Raw genomic sequence first — 13480 nt, 5'->3', positions numbered from 1 at the left:
CGCCGGGCGGGCGGACGGGGTACGCCCGCCGGCCCGGCGCCTTCACCTGCCTTTCAGGGGATGCTGTCGATGAACAGGTGTTACTTGGTGGACGTCATCAGCACGTAGTCGTACATGCCGAGGTACGCGTCCGTGACCGTGACGTTCGCCGCGGAGTCCGGGCGGTAGAGCAGGTTCTTGCGGTAGAAGAGCGGAACGACCGAGGCGTTCTCCATGACCTTCTGGTCGACCTCGCCCCACGTCGCGTTGCGCTCCGTGGTGTCGACGGTGCCGATGCCCTTGACGAGGAGGTCGTTGATGACCTTGTCGTCGAGCTCCATCAGGTTCGTGCCGCCGGAGGGCTTGATGGCCGAGCCGTTCACGATCTGGTCGAGGAAGCCGAAGCCGGTGGGCCAGTCGGCACCCCAGGCCATCATCATCATGCCGACCTTGTTCTTGTGGACCCAGTCCGGGACGCCCGCGAAGTCCGTGAAGTACTTGTCGGCCGGGAACTGCTTGATCTCGGCGGTGATGCCGATCGCCTTCAGGCTGCCCTGGAGCTGCGTGGCGGCGGTGATCTCGTCAGGACGGTCCGAGCGCGCCGTCAGAGTGGTCTTGAAGCCCTTGGGCTGACCGCACTTGGTCAGGTGCTCCTTCGCCTTGGCGACGTCACCCTTGTTGCCCTCGGACGGGTACAGGTCGAACTTCTTGTAACCGGCGACGGACGGCGGGATGACCGTGGTGGCCGGGTCGCCCTTGACGGAGCCGCCGATGGAGTCGACCATGCTCTGCTTGTCGACCGCGTACTGGACGGCCTTGCGGCACTCGGCGTTGTCGAACGGCTTCACGTTGACGTTCAGCGCCAGGTACTGGAGGGCGCCGGCGTACGGGTTGTCCGTCTTCGCCTTCTCGGCGGACTTCGCCAGGACCTTGGGCTGGGTCTTGGACTGCAGACCCGTGCCCTCGGCGCCCACGGTGATGGCGTCGTTGAGCAGGTGGTCGTCGATCGTGGTGGCGTTGACGTTGAACTTGAGCTCGACCTTGTCGGCCAGCGCCTTGCGGATCGGGTCCGTCTTCGGGTCCCACTCCGGGTTGCGGACCAGCGTGGCGCCCTTGCTCTCGTCGTACGCCGAGACCTTGTACGGACCCGAGGAGACCATCTTCTGGACGTAGCTGGCGCCCGTGTCGGCCTTCTGCTGGATCGGGGCGGTCTGCGAGAACGCCGCGAGGTAGTCCATGTCCGCGAACGGCTTGTTCAGCTTGAAGACGATCGTGTGGTCGTCCGGGGTCTCGATGGACTTGAGGCCCTCGGCCGACTTGTCCTTGTACGGACCCTTGTACTTGTCGCCGCCGTCGAGGTACGCCTTGAAGTACGTCGGGCCGTTGGACAGGGCCTCCGGCGCGAAGTTGGAGCGCTCGACGGCGTACTTGACGTCCTTCGAGGTGATCTCCGTGCCGTCCTCGAACTTCACGCCCTCGCGGAGCGTGTACGTCCAGGTCTTGGCGTCCGCGCTCGCCTTGCCGAGGCTGGTGGCGAGGTCGGGCACGACCTCCAGGCTCTCCTTGCCGGCGGCCGGCTTGAAGGTCACCAGGGAACGGGCGTACAGGCGGGAGAAGTTCTGCACCCAGCCGTAGTACGTGTTGCCCGGGTCCAGGGAGTCCGGACCACTCGCGTGCTCCAGAGTGACCGTCCCTCCCTTCTTGTCGGTCGCGTTGACGACGCTGGTCAGCGCCGCGTCGGCCTTGGCGTTGCCCCCACCGCCGTTTCCGTCACCGCCCGAGTCGCTGCTGCTGCACGCCGATGCGCCGAGCGACACCGCTACGGCCACGGCTATGGCCGCTGCTGTCTTTCTGTTCTGCATGCTGAGGAAAGCCCCCTCGCTAGTCCGGTGCGGCACTGCCGCGATTACTTGCCACGAGGGTCGAGTGCGTCACGCAGCCCGTCCCCCAGCAGATTGAAGGCCAGCACGGTGATGAAGATCGCCATACCGGGGATGACCATGAACATCGGGTCCACCTCGTAGAGGTCGACCGCCTGCGTGAGCATGCCGCCCCAGGACGCCTGCGGCGGTGCGATACCCACGCCGAGGAAGGACAGGGAGGCCTCGAAGAGGATGTTCGTGGGGATCAGCAGCGTCGCGTACACGAGGATCGGCGCGATCAGGTTCGGCAGCAGCTCGCGGAAGAGGATGAACGGCCCGCGGGCGCCCAGGGACCTGGCGGCCTCGACGAACTCCCGCTCACGCAGCGACAGGGTCTGCGCCCGGACGATGCGCCCGATGTAGGGCCAGCTGAAGAAGCCGATCACGAAGATCAGGACCGCGATCCGCAGCGTGAGCCCTTCCAGCCCGAAGGCATTGCCCTGCAGGGAGGCGGAGATCGAGATCGCGAAGAGCAGCAGCGGGAAGGCGAGGAAGGTGTCCATCAGCCGGCTGATGAAGCTGTCCACCCAGCCGCCGTAGAACCCGGCCACGACGCCCATGACGACACCGATGACGACGGACAGCAGCGTGGAGCCGACGGCGACCACGAGGGAGACCCAGGAGCCTTCGAGGATGCGCGCGAGGATGTCGCGGCCGGTCTGCGGTTCCACTCCGAGGGGGTGGTCCCAGCTGATGCCGCCCAGGGCGCCCTTGGGCGCCAGCATGACGGGGTCGACCAGGCTCTGGTTGAAGGCGTTGGGGTCGAGCCCCAGGAGCGACTGGAGCGGCTTGGACAGCACCGCGGTGATGATCAGCAGGACGACAACGATGCCACCGGCCATTGCGGCCTTGTCCCGCTTGAAGCGGGTCCAGGCGATGCGGCCGAGCGAGCGGCCCTCGATCTCCTTGCGGCCCGCGCCTTCCAGCACCGCTTCGGGCTGCGCATCCGCCCTGGTGGTCTCGATAGGTGCCGTCATTGCGCTGGAGACCCCTCTCGGCCGACGGTGGCCGGCCTGTGACCGCCGCTGTAGCGGCTCTAACAAAACATGACAGATGCGATCATGCATGCCGAACTGACCCTGTTTGAAAGAGGGGTTCGCCGGGCATGGAGCACCTGCTGTGTGGAGTCTTCAACCACTTTGCGATCACCCGCCAGACCTGACAGGGAATGTTTGCTCAAACGTGATGCTGCCAAGCACCTTCCGTTATGCGGACAGCTGTGCTTGGTGAGCGGACCACTCGGTCACTAATCCGCTATAACGGGCATGACGCCCAACAGCGTTGAATAGGCCACTAATTGCCTCTCGACCCCATGGGCCGCTGACGCTTCCTCAGTACGCGTGCGGGGCCGGGCCGGTGGCCGGCGGGTAGCCGTACCCCGTGGCGGCGGGTGCCGGGGCGTGCGCCTCCCGGTCGTAGAACGGCCGCGAGTTGGCGTTCAGCCACATCGCGACGGGGTCGTACTCGTCGGACAGCGAGACCGTGGAGACGGGCAGCCCCTCGGGGACCACACCGATCGACTGCTGCATCATCGCGCGGGCCGCGTCGACGGCCGGCCGGCCGTTGTCGTAGAGGTCGAGCCCGATCGCGAGGTACGGGGCGCCCAGCGCGGGCTGCACCCAGGCCCGGCGCAGCGCGCGGACGGCGGAGGTGCGGTGGGCGTTCTGCGACAGCAGGGCGTAGAACTGCGGGAGCTCGATGGCGGGTTCGGTGAGCCGCAGCGGTCCCGCGGGCATCCGGTCGAGGCCGGTGGCGATGCGCCGCAGATCCAGCCACGGGATGCCGACACCGCCGCCGGGGGCATGCGGGTTGAGCCAGATCCCCCAGCGGTCGGGGAAGAGGGAACGGGCGATGTCGCGGCCCGTGGTCACCTCGTGGGCCCGGTTCCAGCCGCTGGCCGAGAGCTCCTGGGCGGAGGTCACGCACGGGGCGTAACCCAGGCCTCCAACCTCCATGTTGCCGTACTGGGCGTCGGGGGAACCCGCCGTGCCGTGCCAGAGCAGCATCCAGACCTGGCCGTCGGCCAGGGAGCGCAGCAGCGACTCGTACGCGTCGAGGCGCTCGGGGGTCACTTGGCGAAGCATGTGCTCGACCTGCCCGGCCGCCGCGGCGCCTGACGCACTCACCCTGGGTCCCGCCCCTCTTCGTTCCGCTGTTCCGCATGGAGCGCGGTGCTGTGGCGCCACTCCCGGGCACACGGGGCGGCCTCGTCATCCAACCAGCTTATGCGCCGCCTCTGACACCGGCTTGACGCCACGTGGTGACCGGGGTCCCCGCTCTCAGTACGCGTCGCGCCGGTAGAACGGGCGTACCTTCTCCAGCATCCAGTCGCCGACCGGGTCCTGGGCCACGTCGAGCAGGGCGAGATTGACCGGCCAGGGCACCTGGACCCGGCCCAGTGCGCGGCCCAGGGCCTCCAGCGGGGCGCTCTGCGCGGCGGCGTCCCACACGGCGGCCTCGACTCCGACTATGAGGACGGGGCTGTCGCCCTCGATGCTGGCCAGCGTCCGGCGCGCGGTGTTCACGACCCCGGTCTCCTGGAACTCGGCGGACACCGCGGAGAGGAAGTCGACGGGGTCCTCCTTCCAGTCCGGCTCGTACAGCCGCACCCGGCCGCCGCTCGCGGGGCCGTCCAGCGGGGTGCGCCCGGCCCGGCAGAGCTCGGCGACGGCTCCGGGCGGCAGGGGGACCCCGACGGCACCGCCGGGGTTGACCGCGATACCGAGCTGTGGCGGCAGACCGCGGGCGAACTCGCGTGCGGGCGCGACGGTGAAGGAGAGATGCGTGCCGACGCACTGGAGGAACTGGGCCTCGGAGCTGAACACGGGGACGTACGCGCCGCCGTCGATGTCGACCGTCGGCAGGTCGAGGCCGGTGCTGTCGGGCCCGCCGCCGTTCGGCAGGGGCACCCAGACCTGGCTGCGGCCCAGCACCTCGACCAGCCGTCCGCCCGCCCCGGGTACGCCGAGCGAGGCGCTGAGCACTTCTTCGAGCTCATTGGCCGGCCATCCCTGCGACGGATGCGACGGGGCCTGGGCCTGAGCCGGAATGTCCACGGTGTCTGTGTCCCTCTCTCGCCATGCGGTGCGGCTGAAACCATAGACCGGGTCGCGCCACGAAGGCAGCGCCGCAGGCAGGTGCGGTGCCCGGTCCACCGCACCTGTCCACGGCACCGTCCAGATACCGGACGGCCTGCCGGACACCTGCGAACTGTGCGTATGCGAACGGTGACGCCTGCGCGGCCTACCGCTGCGGGAGCCGCGCCTCCGGGAACGAGATCCGGCCGATCGCCGCCGCCGCGTCCCGGTCGAGCAGCACCGCCGAGGCGCACCCCGGCGGCAGCAGGCCGGTCTCGGTGTCCCGCAGCAGCCGGCCGACGGCGCGCCGGTGCCGGGCGAACGCGTATCCGGACACCCCGCGCCCGCGCTCCCGCTGCCCCTGCCTGGCCACCAGGGGGGTGACGTCGAGCAGGACGAGGTGCAGGCCGCCGCCCCGCCGCCGGGCCTCGTGCGCCAGCCAGCGCCGCACCCAGGCCTGCGTACCGCAGTCGTGCACGACGACGGATCCGCCCGAGCGCAGCGCCCGCCACAGCCCGGCGTAGTGCGCGGCGCGCACCAGGGGGCGGTAGAGGGCGTACGGGAGTAAGCCGGGCACGGCCGCCGCCCAGCGGTCCCTGGCGTCCTGGGAGTCGATCGCGTGCTCCTGGACCGCCCGCCGGATCAGCGTCGACTTCCCGCTGCCGGGCAGCCCCGAGACCACCACCACATCGCCGGCCGCGAAGTCCAGGCTGCCCGGCACCCGGCCGCCCCGGCCCCGCAGATCACGCACCACCGGGGCGTGCCCGCCCGTCGGCTCCCGGTCCGGGACGCCCGGCTGCCGGGGCATCGCACCGCGTGCCGCCCCCGCGGTGGTCGCGTAGCGCTGCAACGTCATCGCCCTCCCCCTGCCGAGTCACCCACTGACCTGCCCAAGAAGTGTAAAGAAAAGGTAATGCGGCACAACCGGTTCCACCCGTACGTGTCGGGGCTTTCGCCGGTGCGGACCAGGACGCCCCACTCTCCCGCAATGCGTGCGATGATGACCCCGCCAACTGCATACCGGCCGTTTGAATCCGCGCGGGAGAGTCCCGGTCACTGTGTGCGCCGGGCGCCGAAGGAGCAAGTTCCTCCCTTGAATCTCTCAGGCCCCGTACCGCGTGGATGAGGCAGATCTGAAAAGCGGGCCGCTCTGCGGCTCCACCCAAGGTGCAAGCCGGACCCTTTCAGGGGCTCTCGGCGAACCTCTCAGGTTCCGATGACAGATGGGGAGGGAACCACCCCCTGTCGTCATGCCCTGGAGCCATGTCCATGAGCACTGCCCGTCTCACCGCCCTCGATGCCCTGCACCGGTCCCTGGGCGCGACCATGACCGACTTCGCCGGCTGGGACATGCCGCTGCGGTACGCCAGCGAGCGCGACGAGCACAACGCCGTACGCACCCGGGCCGGCCTGTTCGACCTGTCGCACATGGGCGAGATCACCGTCACCGGCCCGCAGGCCGCGGCCTTCCTGAGCTACGCGCTGGTCGGCAACATCGCCACCGTCGGCGTGGGCCGGGCCCGCTACACGATGATCGTCGCGGAGGACGGCGGGATCCTGGACGACCTGATCGTCTACCGCCTGGCGGACGCCGAGGCCCCCGAGTACATGGTGGTCGCCAACGCGGGCAACGCCCAGCTCGTCCTGGACACCCTCACCGAGCGCGTCGGCGGCTTCGACGCCGAGGTGCGGGACGACCGCGACGCGTACGCGCTGCTCGCCGTCCAGGGCCCCGACTCCCCCGCCGTACTGAAGTCGGTCACGGACGCCGACCTGGACGGCCTGAAGTACTACGCCGGCCTCCCCGGAACGGTGGCCGGTGTCCCCGCGCTCATCGCCCGTACGGGCTACACCGGCGAGGACGGCTTCGAGCTCTTCGTGGACCCGGCCCACGCCGAGCAGCTGTGGAAGGCCCTCACCGAGGCGGGCGCCCCGTACGGCCTGATCCCCTGCGGGCTCTCCTGCCGTGACACGCTCCGCCTGGAGGCGGGCATGCCGCTGTACGGGCACGAGCTGACCACCGCGCTGACGCCCTTCGACGCGGGCCTGGGCAGGGTCGTGAAGTTCGAGAAGGAGGGCGACTTCGTCGGCCGCGAGGCGCTGGCCGCCGCGGCCGAGCGGGCCGGGACCACCCCGCCCCGCAAGCTCGTCGGCCTGGTCGCCCAGGGCCGCCGGGTGCCGCGCGCCGGTTACCCCGTAGTGGCGGGCGGGGAGGTCGTCGGCGAGGTCACCTCGGGTGCGCCGTCGCCCACCCTGGGCAAGCCGATCGCCATGGCCTACGTGGACGCGGCGCACGCCGCGCCCGGCACCGAGGGTGTCGGCGTCGACATCCGGGGCACGCACGAGCCGTACGAGGTCGTGGCGCTGCCGTTCTACAAGCGCCGTAAGTGACACCGCGCGCCGCGCACGTGACGCAGTCGTGTCTCACACCGTAAGACCACCGTTCATCAGCACTCCCCCGCGTACAGGAGAATTCAGGTCATGAGCAACCCCCAGCAGCTGCGGTACAGCAAGGAGCACGAGTGGCTGTCGGCCCTCGAGGACGGCGTGGCCACGGTCGGTATCACCGAGTTCGCGGCCAACGCGCTCGGTGACGTCGTCTACGCCCAGCTCCCGGAGGTCGGTGACACGGTGACCGCGGGCGAGACCTGCGGTGAGCTGGAGTCGACCAAGTCGGTCAGCGACCTGTACTCGCCGGTGACCGGCGAGGTGACCGCGGCCAACCAGGACGTCGTGGACGACCCGTCGCTGGTGAACTCCGCTCCCTTCGAGGGCGGCTGGCTGTTCAAGGTGCGCGTGGCGGAGGAGCCGAAGGACCTTCTCTCCGCCGACGAGTACACCGCGTTCTCCGGCAACTGAGACCTTAGGGACTTAACTGATGTCGCTTCTCAACTCCTCCCTCCACGAGCTGGACCCGGACGTCGCCGCCGCCGTCGACGCCGAGCTCCACCGTCAGCAGTCCACCCTCGAGATGATCGCCTCGGAGAACTTCGCTCCGGTCGCGGTCATGGAGGCGCAGGGCTCCGTCCTCACGAACAAGTACGCCGAGGGCTACCCCGGCCGCCGCTACTACGGTGGCTGCGAGCACGTCGACGTGGTCGAGCAGATCGCGATCGACCGCATCAAGGCGCTCTTCGGCGCCGAGGCCGCGAACGTCCAGCCGCACTCCGGTGCGCAGGCCAACGCCGCCGCGATGTTCGCGCTGCTGAAGCCGGGCGACACGATCATGGGCCTGAACCTGGCCCACGGCGGTCACCTGACCCACGGCATGAAGATCAACTTCTCCGGCAAGCTCTACAACGTGGTCCCGTACCACGTCGACGACACCGGCGTCGTGGACATGGCCGAGGTCGAGCGCCTCGCCAAGGAGTCGAAGCCGAAGCTCATCGTGGCCGGCTGGTCCGCCTACCCCCGTCAGCTGGACTTCGCCGCCTTCCGCCGCATCGCGGACGAGGTCGGCGCGTACCTGATGGTCGACATGGCGCACTTCGCCGGTCTGGTCGCCGCGGGTCTGCACCCCAACCCGGTGCCGCACGCCCACGTCGTCACCACCACCACGCACAAGACCCTCGGCGGTCCGCGCGGCGGCGTGATCCTGTCGACACAGGAGCTCGCCAAGAAGATCAACTCGGCGGTCTTCCCCGGTCAGCAGGGTGGCCCGCTGGAGCACGTGATCGCGGCCAAGGCGGTCTCCTTCAAGGTCGCGGCGACCGACGAGTTCAAGGAGCGCCAGCAGCGCACCCTGGACGGCGCCCGCATCCTCGCCGAGCGCCTGGTGCAGCCGGACGTCACCGAGGTGGGCGTATCCGTCCTCTCCGGCGGTACGGACGTGCACCTGGTCCTGGTCGACCTGCGCAACTCCGAGCTGGACGGCCAGCAGGCCGAGGACCGGCTCCACGAGCTGGGCATCACGGTCAACCGGAACGCCATCCCGAACGACCCGCGGCCCCCGATGGTCACCTCGGGCCTGCGCATCGGTACGCCGGCGCTGGCCACCCGCGGCTTCCGGGCCGAGGACTTCACCGAGGTCGCCGAGATCATCGCGGCCGCGCTGAAGCCGACGTACGACGCGGACGACCTCAAGGCGCGCGTGATCGCTCTGGCCGAGAAGTTCCCGCTGTACCCCGGCATCAAGTAGTCACCCGCAATTTGCACGCAGGGTGGGGGCACCGCGCACACTGAACACAGTGAGCCCGGTGCCCCCACCCCTTTGCCCCGCGCTCCCGGGCCCACCCGGCCCGTCCCGCACCACCCGGCGGACAAAGACGTCCACCAACGCCTTAGGAGTACTCCCGTGGCCCTCTCGGTCTTCGACCTCTTCTCGGTCGGCATCGGCCCGTCCAGCTCCCACACGGTCGGCCCGATGCGCGCGGCCCGCATGTTCGCCCGCCGCCTCAAGAACGAGGGCCTGCTGGCCCACACCGCGTCGATACGCGCCGAGCTGTACGGCTCGCTCGGCGCGACCGGCCACGGGCACGGCACCCCGAAGGCCGTGCTGCTCGGCCTGGAGGGCGAGTCGCCCCGCACGGTCGACGTCGAGGGCGCCGACGCCCGCGTCGAGGAGATCCGCGCCTCGGGCCGCATCAACCTGCTGGGCATGCACGACATCCCCTTCGACGCCGACGAGCAGCTGGTGCTGCACCGGCGGAAGGCCCTGCCGTACCACGCCAACGGGATGACGGTCCTGGCGTACGACCGTGACGGCGCCCCGCTCCTGGAGAAGACGTACTACTCGGTGGGCGGCGGCTTCGTCGTCGATGAGGACGCCGTGGCCGGTGAGAACCCGATCGTCCCGGACGACACCGTCCTGAAGCACCCCTTCCGCACGGGTGACGAGCTGCTGAGGCTCGCCCGGGAGACCGGGCTGTCCATCTCCTCCCTGATGCTGGAGAACGAGAAGGCCTGGCGGACCGAGGGCGAGATCCGGGCGGGTCTGCTGGAGATCTGGCGCGTCATGGAGGCCTGCATCGCGCGCGGGATGTCCCGCGAGGGCATCCTGCCCGGGGGCCTGAAGGTCCGCCGCCGCGCCGCGAACTCGGCCAGGCAGCTGCGCGCCGAGGGCGACCCCCAGACGCACGCGATGGAGTGGATCACCCTCTACGCGATGGCCGTCAACGAGGAGAACGCCGCAGGGGGCCGTGTAGTCACCGCCCCCACCAACGGCGCGGCGGGCATCATCCCCGCCGTCCTGCACTACTGGATGAAGTTCGCCGCGAGCGGCTGCACGGAGGCCGAGAAGGAGGACGGCATCGTCCGCTTCCTGCTGGCCGCCGGCGCGATCGGCATGCTCTTCAAGGAGAACGCCTCCATCTCCGGCGCCGAGGTCGGCTGCCAGGGCGAGGTCGGCTCCGCCTGCTCCATGGCCGCGGGCGCCCTCGCCGAGGTCCTGGGCGGCTCGCCCGAGCAGGTGGAGAACGCCGCCGAGATCGGGATGGAGCACAACCTGGGCCTGACCTGCGACCCGGTCGGCGGCCTCGTCCAGATCCCGTGCATCGAGCGCAACGGCATGGCGGCGGTCAAGGCGGTCACGGCGGCCAAGATGGCGCTGCGCGGCGACGGCAGCCACAAGGTCTCCCTGGACAAGGTCATCAAGACCATGAAGGAGACGGGCGCGGACATGAGCGTCAAATACAAGGAGACGGCCCGCGGCGGGCTCGCGGTGAACATCATCGAGTGCTAGACCGCGTCCACGTGTGAATCCCCTCGGTACGGACAGGCGATCGGTACCGGCTCCCCCACGGATGCCGACTCGTCCCTTGACTGGCCGGTTGTCCATGTTTGCCTACATTGGTAGAGGGTTACCAGTGCAAGGCGCAGGGGACAGACGAAGGGGAACGACGCACATGACCGACACCTCGCACAAGCCGACCACCTCCGATTCGGGCGCCCCGGTGGAGAGCGATGAGCATTCGCTCACCGTCGGCCCGGGCGGGCCGATCCTGCTCCAGGACTCGTACCTGATCGAGCAGATGGCCCAGTTCAACCGTGAACGCATCCCCGAGCGCCAGCCGCACGCCAAGGGCAGCGGCGCCTTCGGGAATTTCGAAGTGACCGCGGACGTCTCCGCGTACACGAAGGCCGCGCTGTTCCAGCCCGGCGCCAAGACCGACCTGGTCATCAGGTTCTCCACCGTCGCCGGGGAGCGGGGCAGCCCGGACACCTGGCGGGACCCCCGCGGTTTCGCGGTGAAGTTCTACACCAGCGAAGGCAACTACGACATGGTGGGCAACAACACCCCCGTGTTCTTCGTGAAGGACCCGATGAAGTTCCAGCACTTCATCCGGTCCCAGAAACGCCGGGCGGACAACAACCTCCGCGACCACGACATGCAGTGGGACTTCTGGACCCTCTCGCCGGAGTCGGCGCACCAGGTCACCTGGCTGATGGGTGACCGCGGCATCCCGCGCACCTGGCGCCACATGAACGGCTACACCTCGCACACGTACATGTGGATCAACGCGCAGGGCGAGCGGTTCTGGGTGAAGTACCACTTCAAGACGGACCAGGGCATCGAGACGTTCACCCAGCACGAGGCCGACCAGATGGCCTCCGCGGACACGGACTACCACACGCGTGATCTCTTCGAGCACATCCGCGACGGGGAGTTCCCGAGCTGGACGCTGAAGGTCCAGATCATGCCGTACGAGGACGCCAAGGACTACCGGTTCAACCCGTTCGACCTGACCAAGGTGTGGCCGCACAGCGACTACCCCCTGATCGAGGTGGGGCGGATGACGCTCGACCGCAATCCCACCGACAACCACGCCGAGATCGAGCAGGCGGCCTTCCAGCCGAACAACTTCGTGCCGGGCATCGGCCCGAGCCCGGACCGCATGCTCCTGGCGCGGCTGTTCTCCTACGCGGACGCGCACCGCTACCGCATCGGCGGCAACTACCAGCAGCTGCCCGTCAACGCCCCGGTCGTCCCGGTGAACACGTACTCCAAGGACGGGGCGATGGCGTACCGGAAGACCACGGACCCGGTCTACGCGCCGAACTCCAAGGGCGGCCCGGCGGCCGACACCGCGCGTTACGGGACCCCGCCGAGCTGGTACGCGGACGGTGACATCACCCGGGCGGCCTATGTCGACCACGCCGAGGACGACGACTGGGGGCAGCCCGGCACCATGGTGCGGGAGGTCCTCGACGACGCGGGGCGGGACCGGCTGGTGGACAACGTGGTCGGCCACCTGCTCAACGGCGTGACCGAGCCCGTGCTCCAGCGCGCGTTCACCTACTGGTCGAACATCGACAGCGCCATCGGCAAGCGCATCGAGCAGGGTGTGCGCGCGAAGGCCGGCGAGAAGGACCCCAAGGCGGAGCAGCAGGGCAACCCCGCGCGCCGGGACATGCAGCGCAAGGCCTGAGGGCCGGGTTCCGCACACACACGTCGCACAGGCCTCCACCCCCCCGGTCCGCCGGGGAGTGGAGGCCTGTCGCACGCCCTGGGGGAGCGCCGGACGAGCGCCGGTGCCTCCGTCGGGGCCTCCTCGTCGAGGAGGGCGAGGGCCCGGTCGAGCACGGCCTCCACGAGAAGGGTGTCGGTGCCCATCGGGAGATGCCCGGCGTGCTGCTCCTGGGAGCCGACGGGGAGCAGCGCGATGGCGTCCGGGGCGGACTCGCGCGTCTCCAGCCAGGTGGTTCCGGTCAGGTTCCGGTAACTCATGCGGCTGTCTCCCCGGAACACTCACGTGGCAGAGTCGGCGTATGGCGCATGAACGTTCTCCCTTGCGGTTGGTGCCGGACCCCGTGCCGGGTCCGGTGGTGGCGGCGGTTCCCCGCACGCTGGGGGCCGTGGAGCTGCTGCCCGGCCGGATCCGCGCGGCGCACCGGGCTCGTCTTCACCCTGGACCGCGCGGGCGTCGAGCTGTACGGCCCGATGGTCCGCGCCGCGGCCCGCGCGTCTCCGCGGAGCTCGGGGCCGACGGGCGGCCCGGGCTCGCGGTGGCCCGCCGAGAGGCACGGGCCGGCGACCTGGGCACGGGCCTGTGAGCGCGGCGCGCTGTCCCTGGCCGGCACGGTGGGTGAACTCCTCCCGCGCTACCGGGACACCGACAAGGCGCGGCTGACCGTCACCGAACTCCTCACCCACACCTCGGGCCTGCCCGGACGGGTCCCCATGTACCGCGGCCACCCCACCCGGGAGTCCCTGCTCACCGGCCTGGGCACCCTGCCGCTGCGGTCGGCGCCGGGGGTCCGGGTCGAATACTCCTCCCAGGGCTTCATGCTGCTCGGCCTCATCGCCGAACACGCGGGCGGGCAGGGGCTGGACGCCCTGGTGGACGAGCTGGTGTGCACCCCGCTGGGCATGGAGGACACCGGTTTCGCACCTGGCCCCGGGGACCGGGAGCGGGCCGTCGCGACCGAGCGGTGCCCCTGGCGCGGCAGGACGGTCATGGGAGAGGTCCACGACGAGAACGCGGCCGTCCTCGGCGGGATCGCGGGCCACGCGGGGCTCTTCGCGACCCTCGCCGACACGGAGCGGCTCGCGGTCTGCCTGGC

11 protein-coding genes, 1 pseudogene and 1 riboswitch are annotated in these 13480 nt (G+C 69.9%); of the genes and pseudogenes, 6 read left to right on the top strand and 6 right to left on the bottom strand.

Going from position 1 to position 13480, the window contains the following annotated elements; genetic code table 11:
- Nucleotides 1-80: 80 nt before the first annotated feature.
- From ACIRD8_RS19750 to ACIRD8_RS19730, 5 genes are all read right to left on the bottom strand, one after another.
- Nucleotides 81-1841, bottom strand: a complete 1761-nt coding sequence (locus ACIRD8_RS19750; RefSeq protein WP_403992893.1) for an ABC transporter substrate-binding protein — start codon at nt 1839-1841, stop codon at nt 81-83.
- 44 nt (nt 1842-1885) lie between these two features.
- The gene (locus ACIRD8_RS19745; protein ID WP_403992890.1) at nt 1886-2878 is read right to left on the bottom strand and encodes an ABC transporter permease; all 993 of its coding nucleotides are present in this window, start codon (nt 2876-2878) and stop codon (nt 1886-1888) included.
- Between the two features lie 354 nt (nt 2879-3232).
- Nucleotides 3233-4027, bottom strand: a complete 795-nt coding sequence (locus ACIRD8_RS19740) for an enhanced serine sensitivity protein SseB C-terminal domain-containing protein (protein WP_403992887.1) — start codon at nt 4025-4027, stop codon at nt 3233-3235.
- 153 nt (nt 4028-4180) lie between these two features.
- Nucleotides 4181-4957: an enhanced serine sensitivity protein SseB gene (locus tag ACIRD8_RS19735; RefSeq protein WP_403992885.1), complete on the bottom strand. Its 777-nt coding sequence runs from the start codon at nt 4955-4957 to the stop codon at nt 4181-4183.
- 187 nt (nt 4958-5144) lie between these two features.
- Nucleotides 5145-5834: an AAA family ATPase gene (locus ACIRD8_RS19730; protein WP_403992882.1), complete on the bottom strand. Its 690-nt coding sequence runs from the start codon at nt 5832-5834 to the stop codon at nt 5145-5147.
- A 173-nt stretch (nt 5835-6007) separates the two neighbouring features.
- Nucleotides 6008-6105, top strand: a riboswitch (glycine riboswitch).
- A 142-nt stretch (nt 6106-6247) separates the two neighbouring features.
- Between ACIRD8_RS19730 and gcvT the strand changes: the two genes are divergently transcribed.
- From gcvT to ACIRD8_RS19705, 5 genes are all read left to right on the top strand, one after another.
- Entirely contained in the window at nt 6248-7369 is a 1122-nt protein-coding gene (gene gcvT / locus ACIRD8_RS19725) for a glycine cleavage system aminomethyltransferase GcvT (RefSeq protein ID WP_403992880.1), read from the top strand.
- Nucleotides 7370-7459: 90 nt separating this feature from the next.
- Nucleotides 7460-7837 carry a glycine cleavage system protein GcvH gene (gcvH, locus tag ACIRD8_RS19720; protein WP_099174367.1) on the top strand — a complete coding sequence of 126 codons (378 nt, stop codon included), beginning with the start codon at nt 7460-7462 and terminating at the stop codon, nt 7835-7837.
- Nucleotides 7838-7856: 19 nt separating this feature from the next.
- A complete protein-coding gene (glyA, locus tag ACIRD8_RS19715) occupies nt 7857-9116 on the top strand; it encodes a serine hydroxymethyltransferase (protein ID WP_403992877.1) in 1260 nt (419 codons plus the stop codon).
- A gap of 156 nt (nt 9117-9272) precedes the next feature.
- On the top strand, nt 9273-10658 hold the full coding sequence (locus ACIRD8_RS19710; RefSeq protein ID WP_403992875.1) for an L-serine ammonia-lyase: 1386 nt from the start codon (nt 9273-9275) through the stop codon (nt 10656-10658).
- Nucleotides 10659-10821: 163 nt separating this feature from the next.
- A complete protein-coding gene (locus ACIRD8_RS19705) occupies nt 10822-12345 on the top strand; it encodes a catalase (RefSeq protein WP_382985710.1) in 1524 nt (507 codons plus the stop codon).
- 89 nt (nt 12346-12434) lie between these two features.
- On the opposite strand, the pseudogene ACIRD8_RS19700 reads toward ACIRD8_RS19705, so the two are convergent.
- Nucleotides 12435-12644, bottom strand: a pseudogene (locus ACIRD8_RS19700) (creatininase family protein); the annotation flags it as partial.
- Nucleotides 12645-12692: 48 nt separating this feature from the next.
- On the opposite strand from ACIRD8_RS19700, the gene ACIRD8_RS19695 reads away from it, so the two are divergent.
- The coding region (locus ACIRD8_RS19695; RefSeq protein ID WP_403992872.1) for a serine hydrolase domain-containing protein at nt 12693-13480 on the top strand (788 nt) is incomplete at its 3' end.

The organism is Streptomyces sp. NPDC102451 (assembly GCF_044765485.1).
GTDB lineage: Bacteria > Actinomycetota > Actinomycetes > Streptomycetales > Streptomycetaceae > Streptomyces.
This window is presented reverse-complemented; position numbering and strand designations above follow the sequence as displayed.